The organism is Streptomyces sp. NBC_00162 (assembly GCF_024611995.1).
Taxonomy (GTDB): Bacteria; Actinomycetota; Actinomycetes; order Streptomycetales; family Streptomycetaceae; genus Streptomyces.
In genome coordinates this window covers 6,257,524-6,270,442 of the sequence record NZ_CP102509.1, presented here as the reverse complement: position 1 = coordinate 6,270,442, position 12,919 = coordinate 6,257,524, and the positions used below count along the sequence as shown (strand labels likewise).

The following is a 12,919-nucleotide window of genomic DNA, read 5'->3' as shown; positions in this document are numbered from 1 at the left end:
GGTGGAAAGGTAGCTGATCCTCTCATGGGTGTCTCCACCTCGAGCCCGGGCAAGGGCATCGCACTCGTCACAGTCGACTTCCCACCCGTCAACGCGCTCCCCGTGCAGGGCTGGTACGACCTCGCCGACGCCCTGCGCAGCGCCGGCCGCGACCCCGAGGTCCGATGCGTAGTCCTCGCCTCCGAGGGCCGGGGCTTCAACGCCGGCGTCGACATCAAGGAGATGCAGCGCGACGCCGGCCACGCCTCGCTCATCGGCGCCAACCGGGGCTGCTACGAGGCCTTCGCCGCCGTGTACGAGTGCGAGGTGCCGGTGGTCGCGGCCGTGAACGGGTTCTGCCTGGGCGGCGGCATCGGCCTCGTCGGCAACGCCGACGCGATCGTGGCGAGCGAGGACGCGACCTTCGGACTGCCCGAGCTGGACCGGGGCGCGCTGGGCGCCGCCACCCACCTGGCCCGCCTCGTGCCGCAGCACCTGATGCGCGCGCTGTACTACACCTCGCGCACCGCGACCGCGGCCGAACTGCACGCGCACGGCTCGGTCTGGAAGGTGGTCCCCCGCGGGGAACTGCGGGCCGCCGCCCTGGAACTGGCCGCCGAGATCGCCCGGAAGGACGGCTACCTGATCCGGCTGGCCAAGGCGGCCATCAACGGCATCGACCCGGTCGACGTGCGCCGCAGCTACCGCTTCGAGCAGGGCTTCACCTTCGAGGCCAACCTCAGCGGGGTCGCCGACCGGGTCCGCGACACCTTCGGGAAGGAAGCGAGTTCATGACCGACAAGAGCATGACCCCCGAAGAGGTGGTCGGGCAGCTGCGCAGCGGGATGACCCTCGGCATCGGCGGCTGGGGCTCGCGGCGCAAGCCCATGGCCCTGGTGCGAGCACTGCTCCGCTCCGAGATCACCGATCTCACGGTGATCTCGTACGGCGGCCCCGACGTGGGCCTGCTGGCCGCCGCGGGCCGGATCCGCAGGCTCGTCGCCCCCTTCGCCACCCTCGACTCGATCCCGCTGGAGCCCCATTTCCGGGCCGCCCGCGAGCGCGCCGCCTTCACCCTCACCGAGCTCGACGAGGCCATGTTCATGTGGGGCCTGCACGCCGCCGCCAACCGGCTGCCGTTCCTCCCCGTCCGGGCCGGCCTCGGCTCCGACGTGATGCGGGTCAACCCGGAGCTTCGGACCGTCACCTCCCCGTACGCCGACGGCGAGGAGCTCGTCGCCGTCCCGGCCCTGCGGATGGACGCCGCCCTGGTCCACCTGAGCCGCGCCGACCGCCTCGGCAACGCCCAGTACCTGGGCCCGGACCCGTACTTCGACGACCTGTTCTGCGAGGCCGCCGACGCCGCGTACGTCTCCTGCGAACAGCTCGTGGAGACCGCCGAGCTCACCAAGGCCGGTCCCCCGCAGTCCCTCCTCGTCAGCCGGCACTCCGTCACCGGGGTCATCGAGACCCCGAACGGCGCGCACTTCACCTCCTGCGTCCCCGACTACGACCGCGACGAGGCCTTCCAGAAGCTCTACGCGACCACCCCCTGGCCCGAGTTCGCCGAGCGCTTCCTGTCGGGGGCGAGCGAGCACGACTACCAGTCCGCCGTCCGGACCTGGCACGAGGAGCAGCAGTGATCAGTCGTTCGGAATACTGTGTGATCTCATGCGCCGAGGCCTGGCGCGACAACGGCGAGGTGCTCGCCAGCCCGATGGGCCTGGTCCCCTCCTTCGGTGCCCGGCTCGCGAAGCGGACCTTCTCCCCCGACCTGCTCATGACCGACGGCGAGGCCATGCTCGTCGGACTCGACGGCACGGCCGAGGGCTGGCTCCCGTACCGGCGCCACCTGACCATGGTCACCGGCGGCAGGCGCCACGTGATGATGGGCGCCAGCCAGATCGACCGTTTCGGCAACCAGAACATCTCCTGCATCGGCGACTGGGCGAAGCCTGCCCGCCAGCTCCTCGGGGTGCGCGGGGCGCCCGTCAACACCCTCAACAACCCGGTGAGTTACTGGATCCCCAAGCACTCCACCCGGGTCTTCGTCGAGCGGGTCGACATGGTCAGCGGCGTCGGCTACGACCGCGCCGAGGCGGCCGGGGTGACCCGCTACCACCGCCTGCCCCGGGTGGTCAGCGATCTCGGCGTCTTCGACTTCACCGGCCCCGACCGCTCGATGCGCCTGGTCTCCGTCCACCCCGGGGTCACCATCGATCAGGTCCGGGCGGCCACCGGCTTCGACCTGGCCGTCGACGGCCAGGTCCCGTACACGCGGGAGCCGACCGCCGAGGAGCTGCGCCTGATCCGCGAGGTCATCGACCCCAAGGGCCTGCGCGACCGCGAAGTGCGGGTCTGAGCCGATGGAGACGGCATTCACCAAGCTGGTCGGGGTAGCGCACCCGATCGTGCAGACGGGCATGGGCTGGGTCGCCGGACCCCGCCTGGTGTCGGCCGCGGCGGGCGCCGGGGCCCTGGGGATCCTGGCCTCGGCGACGATGACCGTGGATCAGCTGCGGTCGGCGGTCCGGGAGGTCAGGTCCCGGGTCCCGGAGGGCACGCCCTTCGGGGTCAACCTGCGTGCGGACGCCGGGGACGCGGCCGAACGCGCCCAGCTGATCATCGACGAGGGGGTACGGGTGGCTTCGTTCGCCCTCGCGCCCTCCCGGGAGCTGATCGCGCGGCTCAAGGACGCGGGCGTGGTCGTCATCCCCTCGATCGGGGCCCGGCGGCACGCCGAGAAGGTGGCCGCCTGGGGCGCCGACGCGGTGATCGTGCAGGGCGGGGAGGGCGGCGGGCACACCGGGGACGTGGCCACGACCGTACTGCTGCCGCAGGTCGTCGACGCCGTGGACATCCCGGTGGTCGCGGCGGGCGGTTTCGCCGACGGCCGCGGCCTGGTCGCGGCCCTGGCGTACGGGGCCGCCGGCATCGCGATGGGCACCCGGTTCCTGCTGACCTCGGACTCCACCGTCCCGGACGCGGTCAAGGCCGAGTACCTGAAGGCCACGGTCAAGGACGTCACCGTCACCACGGCCGTCGACGGGCTGCCGCACCGGATGCTGCGCACCGAGCTGGTCGACTCCCTGGAGCGGGCGGGCCGCGCCAGGGCGCTGGTGCGGGCGGTCCGGCACGCGGCGGGCTTCCGGAAACTGTCCGGCCTGAGCTGGCCGCAGATGGTGCGCGACGGTCTCGCGATGAAGCACGGCAAGGACCTGTCGTGGAGCCAGGTGCTGCTCGCCGCGAACACCCCCATGCTCCTCAAGGCGTCCATGGTCGAGGGCCGTACGGACCTCGGCGTCATGGCATCGGGCCAGATCGCGGGCGTGATCGAGGATCTCCCGTCCTGTGCGGAGCTCGTCTCCCGCGTCATGGCCGAGGCACAACAGGCACTCGAAGCACTGCACTCGCTCCGCACCCTGCCACCACCAGGGTGATCCCCCTTCTCCGTCACGGGAGTTGCCTCCATGAGCCGTGCCAGAATCCGCCTGGCGACCGCTGCGGCCGCCGCCGCCCTCGCCGTCGGGACCCTGCCCGCCGCCTCCGCCACCGCCGCCGCGGCGCCGGCGGCCGGCGCGGGCTTCCGCCACCACCTGCGGGCCGAGGCGATCCGCCAGATCCCCCTCCAGGGCGCCGTCAACGTCCGGGACATCGGCGGCTACCGCACCTACACCGGCGGGCAGGTCCGCCAGGGGCTGGTCTACCGGTCCGACGCGCTGAGCAAGCTGACCGCCGCGGACCTCACCACCGTCTCCGGTCTCGGCCTCACGAAGGTCGTCGACTTCCGCATCCCGATGGAGCTCCAGTACGACGGCGCCGACAAGCTGCCGCCCGGGCTCTCTGCCACCTCGCGCCCGGTCAGCGACCTCGGCCTCTACGGGACCCTCGTCGGCGCGATCTCCAGCGGTGACCCCGTCAAGCAGGAGCAGATGCTCGGCGGCGGCCGCGCCGAGGCCTACATGCGCGACATCTACCGCACCTTCGTGACCAGCCCCGAGAACCGGGCGCAGTTCGCGGCGACCCTGCGGGAGATCGCGGACGGCGGGCAGGGCCCGCTCCTGTTCCACTGCACCTCCGGCAAGGACCGCACCGGCTGGATGAGCTACGTCCTGCTGCGCGCGCTGGCGGTCCCCGAGGACGCCGCCGGACGCGACTACCTGGCGTCGAACACCTTCCGCGCCGCGTACGACGCCCAGCTGCGGGCGGGCCTCAAGCAGTCCGGGCGGATGCAGAACCCGGACCTGCTGATCCCGCTCCAGGAGGTCCGCCAGGACTACCTGGACTCCGCGACGGCGCAGCTGGAGGCCGACTACGGAAGCTTCTACGGCTACCTGACGGACGGCCTCGGCCTGGACCTGCGGACGCTGGCGAGGCTCCAGAACAAGATGGTCCGCTAGCGGACAGCACGACGCCGGGCAGTGCTCACAAAGCACTGCCCGGCGTCGTCATACGTCTCTACGGGTGTCAGACCGCCCGACGGCGGCCCTGGCCGCCGGAGCCGACCCGGCTGCGCGCGGAAGCCGCGGCCGCGCCACCGGCGGCGCCGCCCCCGGTACGCCGGCCCTGGCCGGCGGAGCCGGTGGCCCCGCCGCCGCTGCCCTGGCCACGACGGGCCTGGCCCGACCCGGAGGCCGCCGGGGCCTGCCCGGAGCCGCCACCGCCGGAGCGGCGGCCGCGGCCGCCGGCTGCCGGGGCGCCGCCCGTGGCGGAGCCGGTACGGGGTCCGCCGGAGCGGCGGCGCGAGCCGGAGCCCGAGCCGGAGCCGTTGCGGGGCTTCGGCGCGGTCGGCTGCGGCACGTCCAGCACCACCGGGATGCCCGAGGGCTCCTTGGCGCCGGTCAGCCGGGCCAGCTCCGCGTCGGAGGACCTGATCTGCGCGGTGCGCGGGGAGATCCCGGCGTCCGACATGAGGCGGGTCATGTCCCGCTTCTGGTCGGGCAGCACCAGGGTGACCACGCTGCCGGACTCACCGGCGCGGGCGGTACGGCCGCCGCGGTGCAGGTAGTCCTTGTGGTCGGTCGGCGGGTCCACGTTGACGACGAGGTCGAGGTCGTCGATGTGGATGCCGCGCGCCGCGACGTTCGTGGCCACCAGCGCGGTGACCTCGCCCGTCTTGAACCAGTCGAGGGTGCGGTTGCGCTGCGGCTGCGAGCGCCCGCCGTGCAGGCCGGAGGCGCGGACGCCGTCCGCCAGCAGCTTCTTGACCATGCGGTCCACGCCGCGCTTGGTGTCGACGAACATGATCACCCGGCCGTCGCGAGCGGCTATACGCGTCGCCACGGCCTTCTTGTCGGTCTCGTCCAGGACGTACAGGACGTGGTGCTCCATCGTGCTGACCGCACCGGCGGACGGGTCGACGGAGAAGGCGACCGGGTCGTGCAGGAACATCTTGACGAGCTTGTCGATGTTCTTGTCCAGCGTCGCCGAGAACAGCATGGTCTGGCCGTCCGCCCGCACCTGCTTGAGCAGCGCGGTGACCTGCGGCATGAAGCCCATGTCGGTCATCTGGTCGGCCTCGTCCAGGACGGTGATCGCGACCTGCGAGAGGTCGGCGTCACCCCGGTCGATGAGGTCCTTCAGACGGCCGGGGGTGGCGACGAGCACCTCGGCGCCGCGGCGCAGGGCGCCCGACTGCCGGTTGATCGACATGCCGCCGACGACGGTCGCGATGCGCAGGTTGACGGCCGTGGCGTACGGGGCCAGGGCGTCGGTCACCTGCTGCGCGAGCTCACGGGTCGGTACGAGGACCAGGGCGAGCGGCTGCTTCGGCTGCGCGCGGTGGCCGGCGGTGCGGGCCAGCAGCGCCAGGCCGAAGGCCAGCGTCTTGCCGGAGCCGGTGCGGCCGCGGCCGAGCAGGTCACGGCCGGCGAGGGAGTTCGGCAGCGTCGCGGCCTGGATCGGGAACGGCTCGGTGACGCCCTGGGCGGCGAGGGTCTTCAGCAGCGCCTCGGGCATGTCCATGTCCTCGAACGCGGCGACCGGCGGGAGCGCCGGGGTCAGCGGTTCGGGCATGGTGAATTCTTGGGGCCTGGCAACGGGGGCGGACTTCTGCCGTCCCGCGCCAGACTTCGGACGCCCCTGGGCCGCACCTCGACCCCGGGTGGGGCGGCGGCTGGGTCGTGCGGAGCTGGATTGGGTCATGCGAGAAAGCCCTCCTGAAACCGGCAGGTAAAACAAAGGTCGAAACAGCAGACAAGCCGGGGCCCGCACCTCACGGTGCGGACCCCGGCGAGCTGAAATACTTAGTTGGCGGGGAGGATGTTCTCCGCCTGGGGGCCCTTCTGGCCCTGGGTCACGTCGAAGGAGACGCGCTGACCCTCCTGGAGCTCACGGAAGCCCTGGGTGGCGATGTTCGAGTAGTGGGCGAAGACGTCCGGGCCGCCACCGTCCTGCTCGATGAAGCCGAAGCCCTTTTCCGAGTTGAACCACTTCACGGTGCCAAGTGCCATTTTGAATCTCCTGAATAGGCGGCAAAGGGCCCCATCCGGAGATTCCGGCAAAACAATAAAAGCGCCTGCGGAGCATTCCCGTCAGGCGCACATAAAGTTCATGGGTACCACAACTGCAACGAGCTCTAAGCTAGCACACCTCGGCGCGGTCGTGTCGATCAGTGGGTGTGACCTGCGTCCTTCCCGCGCGGAAGGGCCCGGTCCGCCCGGCGCCGGGCGGACCTCAAGACACCCCCGGACATGGGCCTACAGCCGCTCGATGATCGTCACGTTGGCCTGGCCGCCGCCCTCGCACATGGTCTGGAGGCCGAAGCGGCCGCCGGTGCGCTCCAGCTCGTGCAGCAGCGTCGTCATCAGCTTCACGCCGGTCGCGCCGAGCGGATGGCCCAGGGCGATGGCGCCGCCGTTGACGTTGACCTTCTCCGGGTCGGCCCCGGTCTCCTTCAGCCAGGCCAGGACCACCGGGGCGAACGCCTCGTTGATCTCCACCAGGTCGATGTCGGCCAGCGACATTCCGGTCTTCTTCAGCGCGTAGGCCGTGGCCGGGATCGGCGCCGACAGCATGCGGATCGGGTCCTCGCCCCGGACCGAGAGGTGGTGGATGCGGGCCCGCGGCCGCAGGCCGTGTTCCCGTACCGCCCGCTCGGAGGCGATCAGCATGGCCGCGGCGCCGTCCGAGACCTGGGAGGAGACGGCGGCGGTGATCGTGCCGCCCTCGACCACCGGCTTCAGGCCCGCCATCTTCTCCAGCGTCGTGTCCCGGCGCGGGCCCTCGTCGGCCACCACGTCCCCGTACGCCACCGTCTCCCGGGAGAAGCGGCCCTCGTCGATCGCCCGGATCGCCCGCTGGTGGGACCGGAGCGCGAATTCCTCCATGTCGCGCCGCGAGATGCCCCACTTCTCGGCGATCAGCTGGGCGCCGTGGAACTGGTTGACCGGGGCGTCGCCGTACCGGGCCCGCCAGCCGGCCGATCCCGCGAACGGACCCTCGGTGAGGCCGAGCGGCTCGGCCGCCTGCCGGGAGGCGAAGGCGATCGGGATCATCGACATGTTCTGGGTGCCGCCCGCGACCACCAGGTCCTGGGTCCCGGAGAGCACGCCCTGCGCCGCGAAGTGCACCGCCTGCTGCGAGGACCCGCACTGGCGGTCGACGGTGACCCCGGGCACCTCCTCGGGCAGGCCGGCCGCGAGCCACGCGGTCCGGGCGATGTCCCCGGCCTGCGGCCCCACCGTGTCGAGGCAGCCGAACACCACGTCCTCCACGGCGGCCGGGTCCACCCCGGACCGCTCGACCAGCGCCTTCAGGACGTGCGCGCCCAGGTCGGCGGGATGGACCCGGGACAGGCCGCCGTTCCGGCGCCCCACGGGGGTGCGTACGGCATCGACTATGTAGGCCTCGGGCATGACGACTCCTTGACGGTTCAGGGGCGTACGGCGATCCCGTCCAGCACCATCGAGAGGTACTGCCGGGCGATCTCCTCGGGGCTGTGCTGGCCGCCCGGCCGGTACCAGGAGGCCGCCACCCACACCGTGTCGCGTACGAAGCGGTAGGTGAGGCGGATGTCGAGGTCGGCGCGGAAGACCTGCGCGGCGACCCCCCGCTCCAGCGTCCCCAGCCAGGCCTTCTCGAACTTCTGCTGCGAGTCGGAGAGGTAGTGGAAGCGGGGCTGCGCGGAGAGGGTGCGGGACTCCTTCTGGTAGATCGCGACGGCGGCGCGGTGCCGGTCGATCTCGCGGAAGGACTCGGTGACGAGGGCCTCGATGGTCTCCCTGGGGCCGAGGCCGGCGGCAAGGACGGTGTCGTAGCCCTCCCAGAGTTCGGTCAGGAAGGCGGAGAGGATCTCGTCGAGCATCGATTCCTTGGAATCGAAGTGGTAATAGAGGCTGCCGGCGAGCATCCCGGCGGCGTCGGCGATCTTGCGGACGGTGGTGGCGTTGTAGCCCTGGGCGGCGAAGACCTCGGCCGCCGTGTCGAGGAGCTCGCGGCGCCGCTCGGGCGAGGCCGTCACCTGCGGCTTCTTCTTCGGGGCCGGGTCGGCCGCCGGCTGGTTCGTCGACTTGTTCGTAGGCACGCGCCCATTCTGGTCCTACGGATGCTGGCTGCTGACCGAGACGGTTTCGCCCGTCATGTACGACGAGTAGCCGCTGGCCAGGAAGACGATGACGTTGGCGACCTCCCAGGGCTCGGCGTACCGGCCGAAGGCCTCGCGGGCGGTGAGTTCGGCGAGCAGCTCCTCGCTCGTCACCTTCACCAGGTGCGGGTGCATGGCCAGGCTCGGCGCGACGGCGTTGATCCGTACGCCGAACTCGGCGGCCTCCAGCGCCGCGCAGCGGGTCAGGGCCATCACGCCGGCCTTGGCGGCGGCGTAGTGGGCCTGACCGGTCTGGGCGCGCCAGCCGACGACGGAGGCGTTGTTGACGACGACCCCGCCCCGCCCGGACGCCTTGAGCGAGCGCAGCGCGGCGCGGGTGCAGCGGAAGGTGCCGTTCAGGGTGACGTCGAGGACGCGGGACCACTGGTCGTCGGTCATGTCGACGAGGTCGGCGGTGCCGCCGAGGCCGGCGTTGTTGACGACGATGTCGAGGCCGCCGTGGGTCTGCTCGGCGTGCGCGAAGAGGGCCCGTACCTGTTCCTCGTCGGTGACGTCGCAGGGGAGGGAGGTGACGCGGTCGGCCCCGAACTCGGCGGCGAGCGCGTCCTCGGTCTCCTTGAGGCGGCGGGCGTGGGCGTCGCCGATGAGGATCCGGGCGCCCTCCTCCAGGAAGCGGCGGGCGGTGGCGCCGCCGATCCCGGCGCCGGCGGCGGCGGTGATGACGGCGGTGCGGTCCTTCAGCAGGTGGTGGCCGGCGGTGTACCGGGGCTCGTTCATGCGAACTCCTCGACGCTGCTCATGGCCGTACGTTAACCTACCAAACAGTTGTTAGGGAAGCGTGAAGGCGTTCCGTGAAGGCGTTCAAGGAGGCGGGCCCTGATGGACCTCACCCAGACGGCGGAGGTGGCGGCCTTCCGGGCCGAGGCCCGGGCCTGGCTGTCCGAGCACGTTCCCGCCTCCCCCCTGCCCTCCCTGGAGACGGCGGAGGGCTTCGCGGCGCACCGGGAGTGGGAGGGGCTGCTGCACGCGGACCGCTGGTCGGTGGTGTCCTGGCCCGAGGAGTACGGAGGCCGGGGCGTGGACATCGTCAAGTGGCTGGTGTTCGAGGAGGAGTACTGGGCGGCGGGCGCGCCCGGCCGGGTCTCGCAGAACGGCATCAACCTCCTCGCGCCGACCCTCTTCGACCACGCGAGCGAGGAGCAGCGGGCCCGTGTACTGCCGCCGATGGCGAGCGGCGAGGTGATCTGGGCGCAGGCCTGGTCGGAGCCGGAGTCGGGCTCCGACCTGGCCTCGCTGAAGTCGCGGGCGGTGCGGACGGAGGGCGGGTGGCTGCTGTCCGGGCAGAAGACCTGGTCCTCGCGGGCGGCCTTCGCGGACCGCGCCTTCGGCATCTTCCGCACCGACCCGGACGCCCCGAAGCAGCACCAGGGACTGACGTACCTGATGTTCGACCTGCGGGCGCCGGGGGTGACGGTGCGGCCCATCGGCCGCCTCGACGGCAAGCCCGCCTTCGCGGAGCTGTTCCTGGACCAGGTCTTCGTACCGGACGCCGACGTGATCGGGGAGCCGGGGCAGGGCTGGCGGATCGCGATGTCGACGACGGGCAACGAGCGGGGGCTCACGCTGCGCGCCCCGGGCCGGTTCCTGGCGGCGGCGGACCGCCTGGTCGCGCTGTGGGAGTCGGCCGGGGATCCCGCCGACACCGCACTGCGGGACCGGGTTGCGGACGCGGTGGTCGGGGCGCGCGCCTACGAGCTGTTCACCTGGGCCGGCGCCTCGCGGTTCGCGGCCGGTGAGAGCGTCGGCGCCGAGTCGAGCCTGAACAAGGTGTTCTGGTCGCAGTACGACATCGCCCTGCACGAGACGGCGCTGGACCTGCTGGGCGCGGACGCGGAGCTCGCGGAGGGCGCGTGGGCCGAACCGTGGGTCTTCTCGCTGGCCGGGCCGATCTACGCGGGGACGAACGAGATCCAGCGCGACATCATCGCCGAGCGGCTGCTCGGCCTTCCGAAGGGACGCCGCTGATGCGCTTCCTGCCGACCGACGAGCAGTCGGACTTCGCGCGCACCCTGCGCTCCCTGCTGGGCGCGGCGGACGTGCCCGCCGTCGTACGGGCCTGGGCGGGCGGCGAGCACGGGCCCGGGCGGGCGCTGTGGTCCCGCCTCGCCGGTACGGGGCTGTTCGCGCTGGCGGCTGCGGAGTCGTACGACGGCGCCGGCCTGCTGCCGCTGGAGCTGTCCCTCGGCTTCGTGGAGCTGGGCCGGGCCGGGGTGCCGGGGCCGGTGGTGGAGACGGCGGCCGCGTCGGTGCTCCTGTCCGAGCTGGGGGACGAGGGGCCGGCGAAACGCTTCCTCCCGGGGCTGGTCGCGGGCGGGGCCTCGGCCACGCTGACGCTGCCGGGCGGGAGCCCGTACGCCCTGGACGCGGACGCGGCGACGTACTGCTTCACGGTGTCGGCGACGGGCGAACTCCGCCTGTCGGAAGGCGTGCCGGAAGTCGTTCCTGAGGGCGGGCGGCTGGCCTCGCTGGACCCGGCCCGCGGGCTCTCGGTCCCGGCGGGCGGGGAACTCCTCGCCGCGGGCCCGGCCGTGACGGCGGCGGCGGAGACGGCCGCCCGCTGGGCGCGGCTGCTGACGGCGGCCCAGTGCCTGGGCGTCGGCGAGGCGCTGCTGGCCCGGACGGTGGAGTACGCGAAGCAGCGCACGCAGTTCGGCGCGCCGATCGGGTCCTTCCAGGCGGTCAAGCACCGGCTGGCGGACACCCTGCTGGGCCTGGAGTTCGCCCGGCCGCTGCTGTGGGCGGCGGCGCTGTCGACGGCCCCGGGTGACGTGGCGGCGGCGAAGCTCACCGCGGGCGAGGCGGCGTACGCGGCGGCGCGGACGGCCCTGCAGCTGCACGGTGCGGTCGGCTACACGGAGGAGCTGGACCTGTCGCTGTGGCTGCGCAAGGCCCGCCCGCTGCGGGACGCGTGGGGCACGCCCGCGGCCTGCCGGGCGGCGGTCCTTCAGACGCCGATGCGGGCGACGCGAAGGGTGACCACGTAGGACTCTTCGACCGTTCCGTCCGGGAAGAGGGCCAGCAGCCGCTCCCGCTCGGCCGCCATGAACTCCCCGGTGACGGCCTCGCCGAGGAGGAGGAACGCGGAGTGGCTGGCCTGGTTGGCGAGATGGGTGTCCAGCGGGATCCGCCGCGACCAGCGGACCTCCCGGGTGGTGAGGTCGAGCCCCTCCAGGGATTCACGGGCGGGCAGCCCGATCACCTTCAGGTACTCGCGGATCCGGGCGTCCTGCTCGGCGATCCAGGGGACGGAGAGGTCCATGTCGTTCCACCAGAGCGCGAGCGCGCCGCCCGGGCGCAGCACGCGGCGGGCCTCCGGGACCGAACGGGCGGGGTCGGTCCAGTGCCAGGCCTGGGCGTAGGTGAGGAGGTCGAACGCGCCGCTCGCCAGCGGCAGCCGGTCCCCGTCCCCGCGCACGAGCGGGATCCCCGGGTTGGCCCGCCGGAACTCCTCGGCCATCCCGTCCCCCGGCTCCACGGCGACGACCTCTGCCCCGCGGGCCCGCAGCAGCCCGGTGGCGATCCCGGTACCCGCCCCTACGTCGGCCACCCGTGCCCCGGCGAGCGGCCGGCCGGCGAGCTCCTCGACGGCGTCGAAGAGGGCGGGCGGATAGCCGGGCCGGTTCGCGCCGTACAGCGCGGCGGCGGCGTCGAAGGACCGGGCGCGTTTCGTCATGCGGCCATTGTTTTCGATCACGCCCCTCGACACCACCGTGTGCGACGGGTGGCGGGCCGCCGTGGTTTCAGTCGCGGGGGCGGCGCAGTGAGAGCCGGCCGAGGGTGGCCGTCTGGAGCAGGAGGAGCGCGCCGGTGCCCGCCGCCTCCCAGCGCGGTTCGGCCGGGCGCGCGCCGAGGGACCAGACCGGGCTGCCGGGATCCACGGTCACCGCCAGCCGCGCACCGACGGGCAGGTCCATCGCCACCGGCCCGGGGAGGTCGCGGCCGGCCTCCGTGCGCAGTCGCAGGGACGGGGAACGGCTGGAGCCGTCCTCCGCCATGGTGCGTTCCACGACCACCGCCGTCTCCTCGCGGCCGCGGTCGTGGAGGGTCCGGCCCTCCCAGGTGATCCCGCCGAGCACCGCGACCCCCACCGCGACGAGCGCGACGGCGCTGCGGGCCACGAACTCCGCGTCGGTGCCGTGCGGTACGGCCGCGCCGATGACGAAGACGGCCAGCAGGATCGGGACCCAGTGTCCCCCGGGGCCTCGCAGCAGCAGGATCGCACCGAACTCGGCTGCCAGGAGCAGGCAGTTGCGGAGCAGCGCGCCCGCGAGCCGCCGCATCAGTTCAGACATGGACACATCATGCCCGGGGCCGTGCGGACACCGCCCGGCGGGC

14 protein-coding genes are annotated in these 12,919 nt (G+C 72.8%); 7 read left to right on the top strand and 7 right to left on the bottom strand.

Annotation, left to right across the window (positions count from 1 at the left end; all coding sequences use genetic code 11):
* Positions 1 to 24 precede the first annotated feature (24 nt).
* Genes JIW86_RS29070 through JIW86_RS29050 form a run of 5 tightly spaced genes read left to right on the top strand, consistent with a single transcriptional unit; the run spans position 25 to position 4,379 of the window.
* Positions 25 to 774, top strand: coding sequence for an enoyl-CoA hydratase family protein (locus tag JIW86_RS29070; RefSeq protein ID WP_257556775.1), 750 nt, complete (start codon positions 25 to 27; stop codon positions 772 to 774).
* On the top strand, positions 771 to 1,622 hold the full coding sequence (locus tag JIW86_RS29065; protein WP_257556774.1) for a CoA transferase subunit A: 852 nt from the start codon (positions 771 to 773) through the stop codon (positions 1,620 to 1,622). Before JIW86_RS29070 ends, JIW86_RS29065 begins: the two co-directional genes overlap by 4 nt.
* Positions 1,619 to 2,341, top strand: a complete 723-nt coding sequence (locus tag JIW86_RS29060) for a CoA-transferase subunit beta (protein WP_257556773.1) — start codon at positions 1,619 to 1,621, stop codon at positions 2,339 to 2,341. Before JIW86_RS29065 ends, JIW86_RS29060 begins: the two co-directional genes overlap by 4 nt.
* 4 nt (positions 2,342 to 2,345) lie before the next feature.
* Complete coding sequence (locus JIW86_RS29055) at positions 2,346 to 3,419, top strand: NAD(P)H-dependent flavin oxidoreductase (RefSeq protein WP_257556772.1); 1,074 nt, start codon at positions 2,346 to 2,348, stop codon at positions 3,417 to 3,419.
* A gap of 30 nt (positions 3,420 to 3,449) precedes the next feature.
* Positions 3,450 to 4,379: a tyrosine-protein phosphatase gene (locus JIW86_RS29050; protein ID WP_257556771.1), complete on the top strand. Its 930-nt coding sequence runs from the start codon at positions 3,450 to 3,452 to the stop codon at positions 4,377 to 4,379.
* A 67-nt stretch (positions 4,380 to 4,446) separates the two neighbouring features.
* Here JIW86_RS29050 and JIW86_RS29045 read toward each other — a convergent pair whose 3' ends face one another.
* The 5 genes from JIW86_RS29045 to JIW86_RS29025 all read right to left on the bottom strand — a co-directional run bounded on the left by JIW86_RS29045 (position 4,447) and on the right by JIW86_RS29025 (position 9,301).
* Positions 4,447 to 6,123, bottom strand: a complete 1,677-nt coding sequence (locus JIW86_RS29045; protein ID WP_257556770.1) for a DEAD/DEAH box helicase — start codon at positions 6,121 to 6,123, stop codon at positions 4,447 to 4,449.
* A 101-nt stretch (positions 6,124 to 6,224) separates the two neighbouring features.
* The gene (locus tag JIW86_RS29040; RefSeq protein WP_030707191.1) at positions 6,225 to 6,431 is read right to left on the bottom strand and encodes a cold-shock protein; all 207 of its coding nucleotides are present in this window, start codon (positions 6,429 to 6,431) and stop codon (positions 6,225 to 6,227) included.
* Between the two features lie 246 nt (positions 6,432 to 6,677).
* Complete coding sequence (locus tag JIW86_RS29035; RefSeq protein WP_257556768.1) at positions 6,678 to 7,835, bottom strand: acetyl-CoA C-acetyltransferase; 1,158 nt, start codon at positions 7,833 to 7,835, stop codon at positions 6,678 to 6,680.
* A 17-nt stretch (positions 7,836 to 7,852) separates the two neighbouring features.
* On the bottom strand, positions 7,853 to 8,503 hold the full coding sequence (locus JIW86_RS29030; RefSeq protein ID WP_374199302.1) for a TetR/AcrR family transcriptional regulator: 651 nt from the start codon (positions 8,501 to 8,503) through the stop codon (positions 7,853 to 7,855).
* Positions 8,504 to 8,518: 15 nt separating this feature from the next.
* Positions 8,519 to 9,301 carry an SDR family oxidoreductase gene (locus tag JIW86_RS29025; RefSeq protein WP_257556767.1) on the bottom strand — a complete coding sequence of 261 codons (783 nt, stop codon included), beginning with the start codon at positions 9,299 to 9,301 and terminating at the stop codon, positions 8,519 to 8,521.
* Positions 9,302 to 9,403: 102 nt separating this feature from the next.
* Between JIW86_RS29025 and JIW86_RS29020 the strand changes: the two genes are divergently transcribed.
* Positions 9,404 to 10,549 carry an acyl-CoA dehydrogenase family protein gene (locus JIW86_RS29020; RefSeq protein ID WP_257556766.1) on the top strand — a complete coding sequence of 382 codons (1,146 nt, stop codon included), beginning with the start codon at positions 9,404 to 9,406 and terminating at the stop codon, positions 10,547 to 10,549.
* Positions 10,549 to 11,568 (top strand): acyl-CoA dehydrogenase family protein, encoded by a 1,020-nt coding sequence (locus tag JIW86_RS29015; RefSeq protein WP_257556765.1) that lies wholly within the window; start codon positions 10,549 to 10,551, stop codon positions 11,566 to 11,568. The genes JIW86_RS29020 and JIW86_RS29015 overlap by 1 nt, the downstream gene beginning before the upstream one ends.
* Here JIW86_RS29015 and JIW86_RS29010 read toward each other — a convergent pair.
* Both JIW86_RS29010 and JIW86_RS29005 read right to left on the bottom strand, forming a co-directional pair.
* The gene (locus JIW86_RS29010; RefSeq protein ID WP_257556764.1) at positions 11,529 to 12,257 is read right to left on the bottom strand and encodes a class I SAM-dependent methyltransferase; all 729 of its coding nucleotides are present in this window, start codon (positions 12,255 to 12,257) and stop codon (positions 11,529 to 11,531) included. The genes JIW86_RS29015 and JIW86_RS29010 overlap by 40 nt on opposite strands.
* A 67-nt stretch (positions 12,258 to 12,324) precedes the next feature.
* Positions 12,325 to 12,876: a hypothetical protein gene (locus JIW86_RS29005; protein ID WP_257556763.1), complete on the bottom strand. Its 552-nt coding sequence runs from the start codon at positions 12,874 to 12,876 to the stop codon at positions 12,325 to 12,327.
* Between the last annotated feature and the right edge of the window lie 43 nt (positions 12,877 to 12,919).

Coding starts and splice junctions, on each gene's coding strand:
- JIW86_RS29010 (WP_257556764.1), bottom strand. CDS start 12,257: ATGACGAAACGCGCCCGGTCCTTCGACGCCGCCGCCGCGCTGTACGGC.
- JIW86_RS29035 (WP_257556768.1), bottom strand. CDS start 7,835: ATGCCCGAGGCCTACATAGTCGATGCCGTACGCACCCCCGTGGGGCGC.
- JIW86_RS29020 (WP_257556766.1), top strand. CDS start 9,404: ATGGACCTCACCCAGACGGCGGAGGTGGCGGCCTTCCGGGCCGAGGCC.
- JIW86_RS29065 (WP_257556774.1), top strand. CDS start 771: ATGACCGACAAGAGCATGACCCCCGAAGAGGTGGTCGGGCAGCTGCGC.
- JIW86_RS29050 (WP_257556771.1), top strand. CDS start 3,450: ATGAGCCGTGCCAGAATCCGCCTGGCGACCGCTGCGGCCGCCGCCGCC.
- JIW86_RS29070 (WP_257556775.1), top strand. CDS start 25: ATGGGTGTCTCCACCTCGAGCCCGGGCAAGGGCATCGCACTCGTCACA.
- JIW86_RS29015 (WP_257556765.1), top strand. CDS start 10,549: ATGCGCTTCCTGCCGACCGACGAGCAGTCGGACTTCGCGCGCACCCTG.
- JIW86_RS29005 (WP_257556763.1), bottom strand. CDS start 12,876: ATGTCTGAACTGATGCGGCGGCTCGCGGGCGCGCTGCTCCGCAACTGC.
- JIW86_RS29040 (WP_030707191.1), bottom strand. CDS start 6,431: ATGGCACTTGGCACCGTGAAGTGGTTCAACTCGGAAAAGGGCTTCGGC.
- JIW86_RS29025 (WP_257556767.1), bottom strand. CDS start 9,301: ATGAACGAGCCCCGGTACACCGCCGGCCACCACCTGCTGAAGGACCGC.
- JIW86_RS29055 (WP_257556772.1), top strand. CDS start 2,346: ATGGAGACGGCATTCACCAAGCTGGTCGGGGTAGCGCACCCGATCGTG.
- JIW86_RS29045 (WP_257556770.1), bottom strand. CDS start 6,123: ATGACCCAATCCAGCTCCGCACGACCCAGCCGCCGCCCCACCCGGGGT.